Genomic DNA, 16,142 nt, shown 5'->3' with positions numbered 1-16,142 from the left:
GGCGCATCGTTAGATGTGCCTTTTTTTATGCATGGCTGTTAATTTTGCGCATGTTTGATGATTTGAACCTGTTTTCTTGTCACAATACCCGCTTGCACGCCGCGGCACAGCAGTACGCGTATTCAGGGATGCCCATTTAGCGACTGCGCTGGGTTTACCATTCACACTACAGTGGAGTGTTGTTACACCATGATGGACAATTTACGTACGGCGGCCAACAGCCTCGTAATCAAGATAATTTTCGGGATCATTATCGTGTCATTCATTTTGACTGGCGTGAGTGGATACCTGATTGGCGGAAGTGCCAACTACGCCGCAAAAGTGAATGGCCAGGAAATCAGCCGTGGTCAGTTTGAAAATGCCGTTGCCAGCGAACGTAATCGCCAACAGCAGCAACTTGGCGAACAATTCTCTGTACTGGCTGGCAACGAAGGCTACATCAAGCAGATGCGCCAGCAAGTGCTGTCACGCCTGATTGATGAAGCGTTAATGGATCAATACGCCAAACATCTTGGTCTTGGCATTAGCGACGAGCAAATCAAACTCGCTATCTTCAAAGAACCCGCTTTCCAGAATAACGGTAAATTTGATAACGCCCGTTATACCGCAATCATCAACAACATGGGGATGACTGCTGACCAATACGCGCAAGCGCTGCGTAACCAGCTCACGACGCAGCAGTTGATCAACGCCGTTGTCGGTACTGATTTCATGCTGGCAGGTGAAACTGACGAGCTGGCAGCCCTGGTATCACAGCAACGTGTTGTTCGTGAAGCGACCATTGATGTGAATGCTCTGGCAGCGAAGCAAGAAGTGACCGAGCAGGAAATCAACAGCAGCTACGAGCAAAACAAAAACCAATACATCGCCCCTGAGCAGTTCAAAGTAAGCTACATCATGCTTGATGCTGCTTCTCAGAAAGTTGAAGTGGCGGATACAGATATTCAGTCCTACTACGACCAGCATCAGGACGAGTTCACTCAACCTCAACGTAACCGTTACAGCGTGATTCAGACCAAAACTGAAGCCGAAGCTAAAGCGATTCTGGATGAGCTGAACAAAGGCGGTGACTTTGCGGCCCTGGCAAAAGAAAAATCTGCTGACATCATCTCTGCCCGTAACGGCGGTGACATGGGTTGGCTGGAGCCAGGTACCACTCCTGATGAGCTGAAAAATGCCGGTCTGAAAGACAAAGGCCAGTTGTCCGGTGTTATCAAATCTTCTGTCGGTTTCCTGGTTGTGCGTCTTGATGACATCCAGCCTGCGCAAACCAAACCGCTGTCTGAAGTGAAAGACGCGATTGCGGCGAAAGTGAAGCAAGATAAAGCAGTTGATGCTTATTACGCGCTGCAACAAAAAGTGAGCGACGCGGCAAGCAACGATAACGAATCTCTGGCAAGTGCTGAAAAAGTGGCTGGCGTTAAAGCGGTTGAGACTGGCTGGTTCGGTCACGATAACTTACCGGCAGAGCTGAACTTCAAGCCTGTTTCCGATGCCATTTTCAATGGTGGTCTGGTGGGTGCGAACGGAACTCCGGGTATGAACTCTGACATCATCACTGTTGATGGTGATCGTGCGTTTGTTATTCGTATCGCTGAACATAAAGCCGAAGCGATTAAACCGCTCGCGGAAGTTCGTGACCAGGTTATCGCGAAGGTTAAATTCCAGAAAGCGGAACAACAAGCGAAACTGGATGCTGACAAAACGCTGAACGCTCTGAAAATGGGTAAAGGCGATGAAGCGATGAAAGCGGCTGGCCTCAGCTTTGGTACTGCGAAAACCGTAGCGCGTACGGGGCAGGATCCCATTAGCCAGGCGGCATTCTCACTGCCGTTACCTGCGAAGGATAAACCTTCTTATGGTGTGGCAAATGACATGCAGGGTAACGTCGTTCTGCTAGCCGTCGATGAAGTGAAAGCCGGTAATATGCCAGCGGAGCAGAAAAAAGCCATGGTTCAGGGAATTACCCAGAACAATGCCCAAATCTCTTTCGAAGCGTTGATGACCAGTCTGCGCAAAGAAGCGAAAATTAAGATGGGCGACAGCATCGAACAGCAGTAATACTCTCCGAGGTTACTCGCAGTAAACTGCAACGCTCTGCAACAATCAAAGGCCGCTTTCGCGGCCTTTTCCACATTTGAAGATTGCCAATTGTTCCTGTTTTTCTCCCCGAGTAAGGTGGCCTCGCTGTCAACACACAAGGAGAAACAGCATGAAAACAGGATTCAAAACCGGACTTAAAGCAATGTGTATCGCCGTGGCTATTATTGGTGCAAGCACATGTACCCCGGCTGCGGCCGCACCGGCTGTCGTTAAAAATGACACAGCACAACAGCACATTGATAAAACTCCAGCCACTCCCGTAACGGTTGCTAAACCCGGCGATGCTGACGATGGCGTAGTGAGTATTAACACCGCCAGTGCGGAAGCGCTGGCGCAGGCAATGAACGGCGTCGGTTTGAAAAAGGCGCAGTCGATTGTGAGCTACCGCGAAGAATATGGCCCATTCAAAGCGCTCGAACAGCTTCAGGAGGTGCCAGGGATTGGCAGTGCGTTGGTAGAACGCAATCTGTCTCACATTAAGCTTTAACGCTTAGTACGGACGGCTCGCGTAGTGTAGAAAGTTTGCTATGCTAAAAACAGGTCATACCAGTTGCGTGTGGCCTGTTACCTCACCTGACTATTAAAATTAGATATAGGGTTTTAGCGCTATGCAAACACATATCAAAGTCCGTGGTTATCACATGGATGTTTACCAGCACGTAAACAACGCCCGCTACCTTGAGTTCCTTGAAGAGGCTCGCTGGGAGGGTTTGGAAAATGCGGCTGGTTTCCAGTGGATGACGGAACACAACATCGCCTTCATCGTGGTGAATATCAATATTAACTATCGCCGCCCTGCGGTATTGGGTGATTTGCTACGCATCGAAAGTAGCTTGCAGCAACTCAACGGCAAAAGCGGCGTGCTGAGTCAGGTGGTTAAACTTGAGCCTGAAGGCGAAATCGTCGCCGATGCGTTACTGACTTTCGTCTGCATTGATTTGAAAACGCAGAAGTCAGTTCCGCTGGAAGGGGAATTGCGCGAGAAACTCGTGCAAATGATGGAGTAGCGGGAGCAGTAAAGGCGTGGTAAACACCACGCCCATTGAATTATTTGAGACCGGTTTTCTTTTTCATCGCCGCCATTACCGCGGGTTTATCTGCCAGATAGTGGTTCAGGCCGTTAGCCCGCAAGTGACAGGCCGCACATTCACCACATCCGTCGCCCTGAATCCCGTTGTAGCAGGTCAGCGTATCGTTACGCACCAGTTCCAGTTGCTGCCAGTAATCTGCCAGTGCCCAGGTTTCTGCTTTATCAAGCCACATCAGCGGAGTTTCAAAACGGATATCACGAGCCATACCGAGGCTGACAGCATGGTTCAGCGCTTTCACAAACTCATCGCGGCAATCCGGGTAGCCAGAGAAATCTGTTTCACAAACGCCCGTAATAACCGCTTCGGCTTCAACCTGATACGCATAAATTGCGGTCAGCGTCAGGAACAAAATATTGCGCCCTGGAACGAAGGTGCTGGGAATGCCGCTTTCTTGCGGGTCGTAATCAGGCACAGGAATGTTATCGCGCGTCAGGCTGCTGACAGCCAGTTCGTTCAGCAATGTGACATCCAGAACTTTATGGGCACGAGCGCCTAATTTCAGCGCTAATTCGCGGGCAACGTCAATCTCAGCGCGGTGGCGTTGGCCATAATCAAACGTCACACAATGGACTTCATCATATTGTTGTAAGGCCTGAATCAGGCAGGTTGTGGAATCCTGGCCACCACTAAAGACGACAACTGCACGTTTCATGAGTAATCCTGTTAATCACTTAAAAATATATGGTAACGCGTGGACGTATGGGCTGCCCAGCTTCTTCACACCATTGTCGGCGGTGGCAACCATGCTTGCGTAAAATCGAACCAGCCCCAGGCATTCAACTCAATGCCGTTAACGCCAGGCGGCGCGCTGATTTGGTAGCGGTAATTAAACAGCGGCGACACTATCGCATCGCGCATTAACGCGCTGAACACTTCCTGCAAACCGACACTACGGGCGCTCTCTTCTGGGTGAACTTGTACGGCATCAAGCGTGGCTTGCAGATGGGTGTACTGAGTTTCCGTGAGAACAGCAGGCCAGATAACATCGCTGCGTAACCACTGCTCCAGTGTGTAAACCGGAGCTTCGCCAATCAAGCGGTCACCCATCATTAAATCGGCCTGAGCCAGGGCTTCGCAACCCGTCCAGTTTTTGGCGTCGTGAAAGACCAGATTCAGTTCGCAGCCTAAATCAGCCAGATGGGTTTTCAATTGTTGCGCCATAACATGTAACTCAACCGGCAAATGATACAGCAGCGTCAATTGCGGTGGCAGAGGGACGGTTTTACATGAGCCCCACTCGGGGATCTTCCAGCCGGGGATCATCTCCACGCTCGGTGTGATCAGCGATTCATCTACCGGCAGGCTGGCGATCACCTGCTGCTGGTGGATTATCTGCATCAGGAAACGCGCCTGATCCGGAGACAAATTGCTGTTTTGTTTGACCGCCAGATAGCAAAACCCAAGGCTGATACTGTTACTGACAGGCCTTAGATGTACCAGTTCATCTTGCTGCCCGATGGCGATTTGCACCGGATGGCGGCAACTGGTGCCCAGTTCAGTATCGAAAAGCTGAGGGGTAATCCAGTATTCTACGGCTTTAAGCAGCGGGTGGCTGAGATGCCAGGACTCGAAACTTTCAATACGCACCAGGTTTTCTTTAAAGCTGCTGAGACGAAATGGCCCGCATCCAATTTGGCTATCTTCAGGATGTGCAAGGCGGCTGCAATAACTTGCCAGTCGGTGAGCTAGCCAGTAATCAGGGGTATGCAGAATAAAACGGATGCATTGTGTATGGGTCAGTTCGATGCTTTTTACGCTGACAAACAGGCGTCGCATTGCCGGAAGTGTCAAAAGCATCATCAACCGTTGCTGTAATTGCGTCGTTTCCACTGGCTCGCCATTGTGCCAGTGCAATGTGGAACGAATGAAGAAATACCAATTCAAACCATCTTCCGAGACTTGCCAGTGATGGGCGAGATCGGGCTGCGGAGCCGGGTTATTTGAGGTGAATCGGGTCAGTCCGGCAAAGATTTGCCCGGCTAAATGTTGTTCGGCGCGACCAGGCAGAAACCCCGGCTGCAAGGGTTCCAGTGGCCGGTAATAGGGGATACGTAGCGTTGGAGTATCGTTTTGCCACTGCCCGCCGAGAAACGGTTGCAGCAACTGGCGTAACTGTTCAGGCGCAATTTGCGCCAGCTCCAGCGCATTCTGATGTTGTCCCTTGTGCAGAACCTGTTCCATCATGCCTGAACGCACGCTTTCAGGCGTGACCAGGAAACTCAGCGTGCCGCGTTTTCCTCTCCCTGACTGCGCATGCCACGTCAGCCAACCCGCGTCCTGCAACTGGTTAAGCAAAGTCCGCACATGACGCTCGCTGCAAAAACAGCGCGCCGCCAGTTCAGCCACCGTAACTTGTTGAGGTTCTCCCACCGAAGGTTGCCACAAACGTTGAAACTGATTGAGTCGATTTAACAAGCGCATGAGATAAACCCGGAACAATTTTCAAAAAGTATTCACTATTAGTTCCGTATATGCCAGGTGATACTGCCAACAGTGTTTTAAATGTCACAAATCGGAGTAAACATGGCTCGTCTGGCTGCATTTGATATGGATGGTACGCTGTTAATGCCCAATCACCATTTGGGTGATGAAACGCTACGCACCCTGAACCGTCTGCGGGAAGAACGCCAGATGACTCTCGCGTTTGCTACCGGTCGCCATGTGCTGGAAATGCGCCATATTCTGGGATCGTTATCACTCGAGGCATTTTTAATTACCGGAAACGGGACGCGCATTCATTCGACGGAAGGAGAGTTGCTGCACAGGCAAGATCTCGCCCCGGAAGCGGCAGAAATAGTCCTGCACAGCCATTGGGAAACCCAGGCAAGTATGCATGTGTTTAACGATACCGGGTGGATGACGCAAAACGAGATCCCTGAATTACTGCACGCGCATGTCTACAGCGGTTTCAAATACCGCCTGACGGATCTTAAGCGTTTACCTTCACATCAGGTGACGAAGATCTGTTTCTGCGGCGATCACGACGATCTGCGCCGTTTGAAAATCCAGTTGAATGAAGCGCTGGGTGATAAAGCGTTTCTTTGTTTCTCGGCAGTCGATTGCCTGGAAGTGTTACCGACAGGCTGCAATAAAGGATCGGCGCTGAATGTATTAAGCCAGCATCTTGGCCTGACGATGAAAGATTGTATGGCGTTTGGCGATGCGATGAACGATCGCGAAATGCTCTCAAGCGTGGGTCATGGTTTGATCATGGGCAACGCGATGGCGCAACTGAAAGCAGATTTACCGCATTTACCTGTTATTGGTCACTGCAACAAGCAGGCAGTTTCTCATTATTTGACGCATTGGCTGGATACACCAAATCTCACTTATTCCCCCGAATGACGAGACCTTGCAGCAGGCCGGGCATTTAGCCCGGCCAATTTTTTACTTAATCAAATCCAGAATTTCAGCACGCCACGGCGCGACATCCCCGATATTCGCCTTCACCCATTCCGCGTTGTAATAGGTTTCCAGATAACGTTCGCCGCTATCACAAAGCAGCGTCACAATAGAACCGGTACGTCCTTCGTCACGCATACGTGCAGCTAGTTGCAGCACGCCCCACATATTCGTCCCGGTGGACGCGCCAACTTTACGACCCAGAACAGTTTCCAGCCATTGCATGGTGGCAATACTGGCGGCATCTGGCACGCGCATCATGTCGTCAATCACATCCGGAATAAACGAAGGCTCGCAGCGCGGGCGACCAATCCCTTCGATTTTGCTACCGACGGCGCTACGTAAGCTGCAATCCCGGTTCTGCCAGTAATCCATAAACACTGAATTTTGCGGGTCCACAACGGTCAGTTTTGTTGGATAACCCTGATAACGTAAATAGCGACCGATAGTGGCCGATGTGCCACCTGTGCCAGCGCTCATCACCACGTATTCCGGGACCGGATGCGGTTCATGTTCCATCTGGCGGAAAATACTGTCGGCAATATTATTATTGCCGCGCCAGTCGGTGGCGCGTTCAGCGTAAGTAAACTGGTCCATATAATGGCCGTTCAGTTCGCGCTCCAGCATTTCGGATGCGGCGTAGATTTCGCACGCGCTCTCGACGAAATGGCAACGGCCCCCATAAAACTCGATTTGTTCAACTTTGCGTTTTGCGGTGCAGGCTGGCATGACCGCGATAAACGGCAGACCTAACAGACGGGCAAAATAGGCTTCGGACACGGCAGTTGAACCGGAAGACGCTTCTATAATCGTGGTGCCTTCTTTAATCCAGCCGTTACACAGACCGTACAAAAACAGCGAGCGCGCCAGGCGATGTTTCAGGCTGCCGGTCGGGTGTGTGCTTTCATCTTTCAGATACAGCTGAATACCGGGAAAACCAGGCAGCGCAAGGCGAATCAAATGTGTATCGGCGGAGCGTTGGTAATCGGCGTTAATTTCGCTAATAGCGTGGTTTACCCAGTTGCTGGTCATGGTCGTATCCGTTTGTCTATTTGTGCTTAGAGTAATGCAAAAACGGGATAAAAAAGTTGCCTTTTAGCCTTCTCAGGGAATTAAATGGAGAAAAAATTTCTCCCTGAGGTCGCCATGTTAGATAAAATTGACCGTAAGCTGCTATCCTTGTTGCAAATCGACTGCACCCTCTCTTTGCAGGCTCTCGCTGATGCCGTTAATCTGACCACCACCCCTTGCTGGAAACGCCTGAAACGGCTTGAAGACGACGGTGTTATCCGGGCGAAAGTCGCGTTACTCGATCCAGAAAAACTGGGCCTTGGGTTGACCGCTTTTGTGCTCATTAAAACCCAGCATCACAGCAGCGAGTGGTACTGCAAATTTGTATCAGTGGTTGCCGAAATGCCCGAAGTGCTCGGTTTCTGGCGTATGGCAGGGGAGTATGACTACCTGATGCGTGTGCAGGTAGAAGACATGAAACGATACGACGATTTTTACAAACGGCTGGTGAACGGTATTCCTGGTTTAAGCGATGTCACTTCGAGTTTTGCCATGGAACAGATAAAATACACCACGGCTTTGCCATTAGAGCGTTGAAACCCGCGCTCCCGGCCTTCAATAGTATTTCACTAGTATTTCTCAGGAATCTGACTGCGTGCGATTATTTGCTCAACTAAGCTGGTACTTCACCCGCGAATGGCGACGCTATCTCGGGGCGGTGGCCTTGCTGATTATCATTGCCATCCTGCAACTTGTGCCGCCTAAACTTGTGGGCGTGATTGTTGATGGTGTCACCCAACAGACGCTTTCAGGCACCGACGTGCTGATGTGGATTGGCGTCATGCTGGTCATCGCAGTCATTGTCTACATGTTGCGTTACGTCTGGCGCGTGCTGTTATTCGGCGCGTCTTACCAACTCGCGGTGGAACTTCGCGAAGATTATTACCGCCAGTTAAGCCGCCAGCATCCCGAGTTCTACCTGCGCCACCGCACCGGAGATTTAATGGCGCGAGCCACCAACGATGTCGATCGCGTGGTGTTTGCCGCAGGCGAGGGCGTATTAACGCTGGTGGATTCGCTGGTGATGGGCTGCGCAGTATTGATTGTCATGTCGACGCAAATCAGCTGGGAACTCACTCTTCTTGCGCTGTTGCCGATGCCCATTATGGCGCTGGTGATTAAGCGTTATGGCGACCAGTTACATCACCGTTTCAAACTCGCACAGGCCGCATTCTCAACGCTCAACGACCGCACACAAGAAAGTTTATCCAGTATCCGTATGATCAAAGCATTTGGTCTGGAAGACAGGCAGTCCGCGCTGTTTGCCGCTGAAGCCAAAGATGCCGGAGCGAAAAACATGAAAGTCGCGCGCGTGGATGCGCGTTTCGATCCGACGATTTACATCACTATCGGCACGGCAAACCTGCTGGCGATTGGCGGCGGGAGTTGGATGGTGATTCAGGGCACGCTGACACTCGGCCAGTTGACCAGTTTCGTGATGTATCTTGGCCTGATGATCTGGCCGATGCTGGCGCTGGCGTGGATGTTCAATATCGTTGAGCGCGGCAGCGCAGCGTACAGCCGTATCCGCAGCATGTTAGCCGAAGCGCCGTCAGTGGTTGATGGTGAGCAAGACGCTCCGGCGGGGCGCGGCACGGTAGAAGCGAATATTCAGGCGTTCCATTACCCACAAACCACGCGTCCGACGCTTGAGAACGTCTCTTTCACGCTGAAACCGGGCGAAATGCTTGGCCTTTGCGGGCCAACGGGCGCCGGGAAAAGTACTATCCTCTCGCTCCTTCAGCGTCACTTTGATATCGACCAGGGCGAAATTTGCTTCCACGGCATTGCGTTGTCGCAGATGAAACTCGATTCCTGGCGCAGCCGTCTGGCCGTTGTGAACCAAACGCCGTTCCTGTTCTCCGATACCGTTGCCAGCAATATTGCGCTCGGCAAACCGGGCGCGACGCAGGAAGAAATTGAACACGTCGCCAGGCTTGCCAGCGTGCATGACGATATTCTGCGTCTGCCGCAAGGTTACGAAACGGAAGTTGGCGAGCGTGGGGTTATGCTCTCTGGCGGCCAGAAACAGCGTATCTCTATCGCGCGGGCGTTATTACTCGATGCGGAAATTTTGATTCTTGACGATGCTCTTTCGGCGGTCGATGGGCGCACCGAACACCAGATCCTCCACAACCTGCGCCAGTGGGGTGAAAACCGTACGGTAATCATCAGCGCACACCGTTTGTCGGCGCTGACCGAAGCCTCGGAAATTCTGGTGATGCAACACGGACACGTGGTGCAGCGCGGAAATCACGATGCGCTCGTGGGCATCTCTGGCTGGTATCGCGACATGTATCGTTATCAACAGCTCGAAGCGGCGCTGGATGACGCACCAGAAAATACGGCCGATGAGGAACCCGCCAATGCGTAAGGCAATCAAGCAGTGGCCAACCATAAAACGCCTGCTGGCCTATGGCTCTCCGTGGCGTAAACCGCTTGCGGGGGCGGTGGTGATGTTGTGGATTGCGGCGGCTGCGGAAGTGACTGGCCCGATTCTGGTGAGTTATTTCATCGACAACATGGTGTCTGAACATCGCTTGCCGATTGCGGCAGTGGCCGGGCTGGCCACTGCGTACTTGTTTTTATCTATTTCAGCCGCGGGTCTGCATTACTGGCAGGCACTGTTATTTAACCAGGCCGCCGTGGGTGTGGTGCAAAAGCTGCGTACCGACGTAATGGATGCCGCGCTGCGCCAGCCACTCAGTACCTTTGATACTCAGCCTGTCGGGCAATTAATTTCCCGTGTTACCAACGATACCGAAGTGATCCGCGATTTGTACGTCACCGTCGTTGCGACTGTTTTGCGCAGTGCAGCGCTGATTGGCGCGATGCTGGTGGCGATGTTCACCCTCGACTGGCGCATGGCGACGGTGGCAATTTGCATCTTCCCGGCAGTGATTATCGTGATGTTTATTTATCAGCGCTACAGCACGCCTATTGTGCGCCGGGTGCGCAGCTATCTGGCGGATATCAACGATGGCTTTAACGAAGTCATCTCCGGCATGAGCGTTATCCAGCAATTCCGCCAGCAGGCGCGTTTTGGCGAGCGCATGAATGCCGCCAGCCGCTCACATTATCTGGCGCGGATGCAAACCCTGCGCCTCGATGGTTTTTTACTCCGTCCGTTGCTGAGTCTTTTCTCCGCCATGGTGCTTTGCGGCTTGCTGATGCTGTTCGGTTTTACCTCGGTCGGCACCATTGAGGTCGGCGTGCTGTACGCGTTTATCAACTATCTGGGGCGTCTTAACGAGCCGTTAATCGAACTCACCACCCAACAATCCATGCTGCAACAGGCGGTGGTTGCTGGTGAGCGTGTGTTTGAGTTAATGGACGGTAAGCGCCAGGATTACGGCAACGACAATCGCCCGCTGGAAAGTGGCCGCATTGAAGTGGATAACGTGTCGTTCTCATACCGTGGCGATCGCCTGGTATTGCAGGACATTAATCTGGATGTTCCAGCGCGTAGTTTTGTGGCGCTCGTCGGGCACACCGGAAGCGGGAAAAGTACTCTCGCCAACTTGCTGATGGGCTACTACCCGCTGACAAAAGGCGAAGTTCGCCTTGATGGCCGCCCGCTTGATACTTTAAGCCACAGCGTGTTGCGCCAGGGTGTGGCGATGGTGCAACAAGATCCGGTGGTGCTGGCGGACTCATTCTTTGCAAACGTCACGCTTGGGCGCGACATCAGCGAAGCGGCAGTCTGGCAGGCGCTGGAAACCGTGCAGCTTGCGGAGCTGGCGCGCACCATGAGCGAAGGCATTCACACGCGTCTGGGTGAGCAGGGCAATAATTTGTCCGTTGGCCAAAAGCAGTTACTGGCGCTGGCGCGAGTGCTGGTGGATGCACCGCAGATCCTTATCCTCGATGAAGCCACGGCTAATATTGACTCCGGCACCGAGCAGGCTATTCAGCAGGCGCTGGCGGTTGTCCGCGAGCACACCACACTTGTGGTAATTGCGCACCGTTTATCGACGATAACCGATGCCGATACCATTATGGTGCTACATCGTGGGCAGGCCGTTGAGCGCGGCACGCACCGTGAATTACTCGCCGCCCAAGGGCGATACTGGCAAATGTATCAGCTGCAACTGGCTGGCGAAGAATTAGCCGCCGCTACGCGCGAAGAACCCGCCACCGCGTGATGCACCAAAATCACGCATAAAACCAATGGTTATCGCCATTGGTGCAGAAGTGAAACGCACCATGCACTTAAATGGTGCGTTTTTATTTCCTAAGAACTTTCTTAATCCCAGTCATCATTATTTCTCTCCTTAAAATCCCCATTTGGCGCAGCTTAACGCGCTGAAAAAAACTGCTTTCCAATTTTGGCATGACCTTTGCTTTATCTAAATCGTGTCGTTTGCCAATTCTCACTGGAGAGGATCTATGAAGCTAGTTACCGTGGTGATTAAACCGTTCAAACTCGAAGATGTGCGTGAAGCGCTGTCTTCAATCGGTATTCAAGGGCTGACTGTCACCGAAGTGAAAGGCTTTGGTCGCCAGAAAGGTCACGCTGAGTTGTACCGCGGTGCTGAATACAGCGTCAATTTCCTGCCTAAAGTGAAAATTGATGTAGCCATTGCCGACGATCAACTCGACGAAGTAATTGATGTTATCAGTAAAGCTGCCTACACCGGCAAAATTGGCGATGGGAAAATTTTCGTTGCCGAACTGCAACGCGTCATCCGCATTCGTACCGGCGAAGCCGACGAAGCCGCACTGTAATCGTCTTAGCCACTCGTGAAAGGGATGGAAAAATGAAGAAATTAGCCTCTATCTTAGGCGTTGTAGCCCTGGCACTTGCGCCATCAATCGCTCTGGCGGCACCCGCTGTGGCCGATAAAGCAGACAACGCCTTTATGATGATTAGCACCGCATTGGTGCTGTTTATGACAATTCCTGGGTTGGCGCTGTTTTACGGCGGCCTGATTCGCTCCAAAAACGTGCTGTCGATGCTGACGCAAATTACGGTCACGTTTGCACTGGTTTGCGTGCTGTGGGTGGTTTACGGCTACTCATTAACCTTCGGCACGGGCGGAAGTTTCTTCGGTAACTTCGACTGGGTGATGCTCAAAAACATCCAGCTCACCGCGCTGACCGGTTCGTTCTATCAGTATATTCACGTTGCGTTCCAGGGTTCTTTCGCCTGTATCACCGTTGGACTGATTGTCGGTGCGCTGGCTGAACGTATTCGTTTCTCTGCGGTGCTTATCTTTGTGGTGATTTGGCTGACACTGTCTTACCTGCCAATCGCACACATGGTGTGGGGCGGCGGTTTACTGGCAACGCACGGCGCGATGGACTTCGCAGGCGGTACAGTGGTTCACATCAACGCCGCGGTTGCAGGCCTGGTGGGCGCTTACCTGATTGGCAAACGTGTGGGTTACGGTAAAGAAGCCTTCAAACCACACAACTTGCCGATGGTCTTTACCGGTACGGCAATCCTGTACTTCGGTTGGTTCGGTTTCAACGCCGGTTCAGCCAGTGCTGCAAACGAAATCGCAGCCCTGGCGTTCGTGAACACGGTTGTTGCAACAGCGGCTGCGGTGCTGGGCTGGGTCTTCGGCGAGTGGGCATTGCGTGGCAAACCTTCTCTGTTGGGCGCGTGTTCCGGTGCCATTGCAGGCCTGGTCGGTATCACCCCAGCGTGTGGTTATGTTGGCGTCGGCGGCGCACTGATTATCGGTATCGTGGCGGGCCTGGCTGGTTTGTGGGGCGTGACGCTGCTGAAGAAATGGCTGCGCGTTGATGACCCTTGCGACGTGTTCGGTGTCCACGGCGTGTGCGGTATCGTTGGTTGCATCATGACCGGTATCTTCGCGTCAACTTCTCTGGGCGGTGTGGGCTACGCAGAAGGCGTGACCATGGGCCATCAAGTTCTGGTGCAGTTGGAAAGTATCGGTGTGACGATTCTGTGGTCTGCGGTAGTCGCCTTCATCGGCTTCAAAGTTGCTGACCTGACTGTCGGCCTGCGCGTACCAGAAGAGCATGAGCGCGAAGGTCTGGACGTTAACAGCCACGGCGAGAATGCTTACAACGCATAAGTAACACGTTAATGAAAAAGCGGAGCACAGGCTCCGCTTTTTTTATGCTTCAGGATTAACCCCGCTTGCGCATCACGCCTTCCTGCACCGTCGACGCCACTAACACCCCATCACGAGAATAAAACTCCCCGCGCACAAAGCCACGAGCACTCGAGGCGGAAGTACTTTCCACGCTATAGAGCAGCCAATCGTTCATATCGAACGGGCGATGGAACCACATTGAGTGATCGATGGTAGCGACTTGCATTCCCGGTTCGAGGAAACCGACGCCATGCGGCTGAAGGGCGACAGGCAGGAAGTTAAAGTCCGACGCATACCCGAGCAAATACTGATGTACATGCAAATCGGCAGGCATCTTACCGTTAGCCTTCATCCACACCTGGCGTACCGGCTCATCAACATGGCCCTGCATTGGGTTATGGAAAACCACCGGGCGAATCTCCAGCGGCTTTTCACACAGAAACTTTTCTTTCAGCGTTTGAGGCAGAAGTTTCTCAAATGCCATCGCAATTTCAGTCTCTGATTTCAGATTTTCAGGGGCAGGGGCAGCAGGCATGGTTTTTTGATGTTCAAAGCCTGGCTCTGGCGCCTGGAAAGACGCGGTCATGTAGAAAATCGGTTTGCCATTTTGAATCGCAGCTACACGGCGGGCGCTGAAACTATTCCCGTCGCGCAGGGTTTCAACGTCATAAACGATAGGTTTCTGGCTATCGCCGGGACGCAAAAAATAGCTGTGGAATGAGTGCACCAGACGGTCAACCGGCACGGTTTCTTTGGCGGCATACAACGCCTGGCCAACCACTTGCCCACCGAATACCTGACGTAACCCTAAGTCTTCGCTCTGGCCACGAAAAATACCTTCTTCAATCTTTTCCAGATTGAGTAATGCCAATAAATTGCTGAGCGCCTGACTCATAAAAGGTCCTCAATAAAATAATAAAAATCGTGCAATTGGCCTGATTATAACAGGTTTCCTGCAATCGCCACGTAGTGGCCCGACCTGACGATCGGTTTCGCTTTTGGGCAAAAACCAGTTATATGTGCCACACTTAGCGTGATAAGTAAGTTTAACCACTCATTACTCGTGGGCCTACGGCCTGCTGGTGCATTGATAATAAGGAGAACAAATCAATGAAACTTGTGCACACGTTAAGTGGTTTAGCCATTGCCGTAGCGATGGCGGGATGCGCGCAGAAAAGCGCTGATATCCCAACGCCTGCACCTGCCGCTACAACAACTTCGGCAGCAGCAACTGCGCAGTCTGATATTGCACAGCCTAATGTTTCCGGTACGGTATGGATTCGTCAGAAAGTCGCTTTACCACCGGATGCGGTACTCACTGTCACGTTGTCTGATGCCTCTATGGCTGATGCGCCGTCACGAGTATTGTCACAGAAAGCCGTTCGCACGGAAGGGAAGCAGTCACCGTTCAGCTTTGTGCTGCCGTTTAACCCAGCAGATATTCAGCCGAATGCGCGAATTATCCTGAGTGCGGCGATTACCGTGAACGATAAACTGATGTTTATCACCGATACTATTCAGCCGGTGATTAACCAGGGCGGGAAAAAAGTCGATCTGACACTGGTGCCGGTCCAGCAAACGGCGGTTCCTGTTCAGGCCAGTGGCGGTGCGATGACAACGGTTCCATCAACTTCACCGACCCAGGTGAACCCTTCTGCAGCGGTTCCTGCGCCAACGCAGTTCTGATCTTCACCGTAATGCGAAGCGCCTCACCCGAGGCGCTTTTCAATAATTCCAGCGATAACGTTCCATATCAATTTTCCCCTCGCCAGAAACCATAATGCCTTCTGAAAGCAAGGCTTGCCTTTGGCGTTGTAAATCCGGGCCGGTCAGGGAAATATGCCCGTGGCGATTCACCACTCGGTGCCACGGCAGTTTGCTGCCTTCGGGTAAACGTTTGAGAACGCCGCCGACTTGTCTTGCCGCACGCGGAGATCCCGCCAGACGTGCGACATCGCCATAAGTGGTGACGCAACCTTCTGGAATAGCAGCAATAATCTGGAAAACCCGCATCGGGAATGAATCATTGTTATCCATAGCAAACCTCGTAAACGCCTGCTGTACAGGATAATCGCCGGCCGTCAAACAAGGAAGCAAAACGCAGGCTGCGCAAGAAACCAACACCTGACCGCTCGTTGCTTGCAATTGCATAGGGCAACATGGATAATGCGCCAGCGCGTTAGGTAACTAGCGCTCTCAATGGGGGCCCTGTTGGTTCTCCCGCAATGCTAATTTGTGAATTCGGTCAGGTCCGGAAGGAAGCAGCCGCAGCAGATGACGCGTGTGCCGGGATGTAGCTGGCAGGGCCCCCACCCAATTCTGGCGCATGTAAAACTCCAGCATATTTAAGCCTGTCTCTGCATTATCCTGTTTTAACTTCATTCCCTTAAAGCGCAAATCAATAAAC

At 52.3% G+C, this 16,142-nt stretch carries 15 protein-coding genes and 1 other RNA gene; 11 read left to right on the top strand and 5 right to left on the bottom strand.

Annotation, left to right across the window (positions count from 1 at the left end; genetic code table 11):
* The first annotated feature begins 189 nt into the window (after positions 1 to 189).
* From ppiD to DY231_RS18115, 3 genes are all read left to right on the top strand, one after another.
* Entirely contained in the window at positions 190 to 2,061 is a 1,872-nt protein-coding gene (gene ppiD, locus DY231_RS18125) for a peptidylprolyl isomerase (protein WP_115630523.1), read from the top strand.
* Positions 2,062 to 2,212: 151 nt separating this feature from the next.
* Positions 2,213 to 2,590, top strand: coding sequence for a helix-hairpin-helix domain-containing protein (locus DY231_RS18120; RefSeq protein WP_115630521.1), 378 nt, complete (start codon positions 2,213 to 2,215; stop codon positions 2,588 to 2,590).
* A 121-nt stretch (positions 2,591 to 2,711) separates the two neighbouring features.
* On the top strand, positions 2,712 to 3,110 hold the full coding sequence (locus DY231_RS18115) for a YbgC/FadM family acyl-CoA thioesterase (protein WP_115630519.1): 399 nt from the start codon (positions 2,712 to 2,714) through the stop codon (positions 3,108 to 3,110).
* A 40-nt stretch (positions 3,111 to 3,150) separates the two neighbouring features.
* Here the strand turns inward: DY231_RS18115 and queC are convergent, their stop codons facing one another.
* Both queC and DY231_RS18105 read right to left on the bottom strand, forming a co-directional pair.
* Entirely contained in the window at positions 3,151 to 3,846 is a 696-nt protein-coding gene (gene queC / locus DY231_RS18110; protein WP_034493720.1) for a 7-cyano-7-deazaguanine synthase QueC, read from the bottom strand.
* 65 nt (positions 3,847 to 3,911) lie between these two features.
* Positions 3,912 to 5,615, bottom strand: coding sequence for an SgrR family transcriptional regulator (locus DY231_RS18105; protein WP_115630517.1), 1,704 nt, complete (start codon positions 5,613 to 5,615; stop codon positions 3,912 to 3,914).
* A 102-nt stretch (positions 5,616 to 5,717) separates the two neighbouring features.
* Between DY231_RS18105 and cof the strand changes: the two genes are divergently transcribed.
* Positions 5,718 to 6,539, top strand: a complete 822-nt coding sequence (gene cof, locus DY231_RS18100) for an HMP-PP phosphatase (protein WP_115630515.1) — start codon at positions 5,718 to 5,720, stop codon at positions 6,537 to 6,539.
* A gap of 42 nt (positions 6,540 to 6,581) precedes the next feature.
* Here the strand turns inward: cof and DY231_RS18095 are convergent, their stop codons facing one another.
* The gene (locus DY231_RS18095) at positions 6,582 to 7,628 is read right to left on the bottom strand and encodes a PLP-dependent cysteine synthase family protein (protein WP_115630514.1); all 1,047 of its coding nucleotides are present in this window, start codon (positions 7,626 to 7,628) and stop codon (positions 6,582 to 6,584) included.
* A 114-nt stretch (positions 7,629 to 7,742) separates the two neighbouring features.
* On the opposite strand from DY231_RS18095, the gene DY231_RS18090 reads away from it, so the two are divergent.
* The 5 genes from DY231_RS18090 to amtB all read left to right on the top strand — a co-directional run bounded on the left by DY231_RS18090 (position 7,743) and on the right by amtB (position 13,714).
* On the top strand, positions 7,743 to 8,204 hold the full coding sequence (locus DY231_RS18090) for an Lrp/AsnC family transcriptional regulator (protein ID WP_034493833.1): 462 nt from the start codon (positions 7,743 to 7,745) through the stop codon (positions 8,202 to 8,204).
* Positions 8,205 to 8,262: 58 nt separating this feature from the next.
* Positions 8,263 to 10,041: a SmdA family multidrug ABC transporter permease/ATP-binding protein gene (locus DY231_RS18085; protein ID WP_115630512.1), complete on the top strand. Its 1,779-nt coding sequence runs from the start codon at positions 8,263 to 8,265 to the stop codon at positions 10,039 to 10,041.
* A complete protein-coding gene (locus DY231_RS18080; RefSeq protein ID WP_115630510.1) occupies positions 10,034 to 11,812 on the top strand; it encodes a SmdB family multidrug efflux ABC transporter permease/ATP-binding protein in 1,779 nt (592 codons plus the stop codon). The genes DY231_RS18085 and DY231_RS18080 overlap by 8 nt, the downstream gene beginning before the upstream one ends.
* A 244-nt stretch (positions 11,813 to 12,056) precedes the next feature.
* A complete protein-coding gene (gene glnK, locus DY231_RS18075) occupies positions 12,057 to 12,395 on the top strand; it encodes a P-II family nitrogen regulator (protein WP_002891893.1) in 339 nt (112 codons plus the stop codon).
* Between the two features lie 32 nt (positions 12,396 to 12,427).
* Positions 12,428 to 13,714 (top strand): ammonium transporter AmtB, encoded by a 1,287-nt coding sequence (gene amtB / locus DY231_RS18070; protein WP_115630508.1) that lies wholly within the window; start codon positions 12,428 to 12,430, stop codon positions 13,712 to 13,714.
* A gap of 55 nt (positions 13,715 to 13,769) precedes the next feature.
* Here amtB and tesB read toward each other — a convergent pair whose 3' ends face one another.
* Positions 13,770 to 14,630 (bottom strand): acyl-CoA thioesterase II, encoded by an 861-nt coding sequence (gene tesB / locus DY231_RS18065; protein WP_034493726.1) that lies wholly within the window; start codon positions 14,628 to 14,630, stop codon positions 13,770 to 13,772.
* Between the two features lie 215 nt (positions 14,631 to 14,845).
* Between tesB and DY231_RS18060 the strand changes: the two genes are divergently transcribed.
* Entirely contained in the window at positions 14,846 to 15,421 is a 576-nt protein-coding gene (locus tag DY231_RS18060; protein ID WP_034493727.1) for a YbaY family lipoprotein, read from the top strand.
* Positions 15,422 to 15,460: 39 nt separating this feature from the next.
* Here DY231_RS18060 and DY231_RS18055 read toward each other — a convergent pair whose 3' ends face one another.
* The gene (locus DY231_RS18055; RefSeq protein WP_147295653.1) at positions 15,461 to 15,772 is read right to left on the bottom strand and encodes an MGMT family protein; all 312 of its coding nucleotides are present in this window, start codon (positions 15,770 to 15,772) and stop codon (positions 15,461 to 15,463) included.
* Between the two features lie 172 nt (positions 15,773 to 15,944).
* Here DY231_RS18055 and ffs point away from each other — a divergent pair.
* Positions 15,945 to 16,041, top strand: an RNA gene (ffs, locus tag DY231_RS18050) — signal recognition particle sRNA small type.
* Positions 16,042 to 16,142: the final 101 nt, after the last annotated feature.

It is taken from the genome of Buttiauxella agrestis (assembly GCF_900446255.1).
Lineage (GTDB): Bacteria > Pseudomonadota > Gammaproteobacteria > Enterobacterales > Enterobacteriaceae > Buttiauxella > Buttiauxella agrestis.
The sequence above is the reverse complement of the archived record's forward strand: the minus strand, read 5'-3'. Positions and strand labels throughout refer to the sequence as shown.

Excerpts from the sequence above, each read along its gene's own strand:
- ppiD (WP_115630523.1), top strand. The coding sequence starts at position 190 with ATGATGGACAATTTACGTACGGCGGCCAACAGCCTCGTAATCAAGATA.
- DY231_RS18120 (WP_115630521.1), top strand. The coding sequence starts at position 2,213 with ATGAAAACAGGATTCAAAACCGGACTTAAAGCAATGTGTATCGCCGTG.
- DY231_RS18115 (WP_115630519.1), top strand. The coding sequence starts at position 2,712 with ATGCAAACACATATCAAAGTCCGTGGTTATCACATGGATGTTTACCAG.
- queC (WP_034493720.1), bottom strand. The coding sequence starts at position 3,846 with ATGAAACGTGCAGTTGTCGTCTTTAGTGGTGGCCAGGATTCCACAACC.
- DY231_RS18105 (WP_115630517.1), bottom strand. The coding sequence starts at position 5,615 with ATGCGCTTGTTAAATCGACTCAATCAGTTTCAACGTTTGTGGCAACCT.
- cof (WP_115630515.1), top strand. The coding sequence starts at position 5,718 with ATGGCTCGTCTGGCTGCATTTGATATGGATGGTACGCTGTTAATGCCC.
- DY231_RS18095 (WP_115630514.1), bottom strand. The coding sequence starts at position 7,628 with ATGACCAGCAACTGGGTAAACCACGCTATTAGCGAAATTAACGCCGAT.
- DY231_RS18090 (WP_034493833.1), top strand. The coding sequence starts at position 7,743 with ATGTTAGATAAAATTGACCGTAAGCTGCTATCCTTGTTGCAAATCGAC.
- DY231_RS18080 (WP_115630510.1), top strand. The coding sequence starts at position 10,034 with ATGCGTAAGGCAATCAAGCAGTGGCCAACCATAAAACGCCTGCTGGCC.
- glnK (WP_002891893.1), top strand. The coding sequence starts at position 12,057 with ATGAAGCTAGTTACCGTGGTGATTAAACCGTTCAAACTCGAAGATGTG.
- amtB (WP_115630508.1), top strand. The coding sequence starts at position 12,428 with ATGAAGAAATTAGCCTCTATCTTAGGCGTTGTAGCCCTGGCACTTGCG.
- tesB (WP_034493726.1), bottom strand. The coding sequence starts at position 14,630 with ATGAGTCAGGCGCTCAGCAATTTATTGGCATTACTCAATCTGGAAAAG.
- DY231_RS18060 (WP_034493727.1), top strand. The coding sequence starts at position 14,846 with ATGAAACTTGTGCACACGTTAAGTGGTTTAGCCATTGCCGTAGCGATG.
- DY231_RS18055 (WP_147295653.1), bottom strand. The coding sequence starts at position 15,772 with ATGGATAACAATGATTCATTCCCGATGCGGGTTTTCCAGATTATTGCT.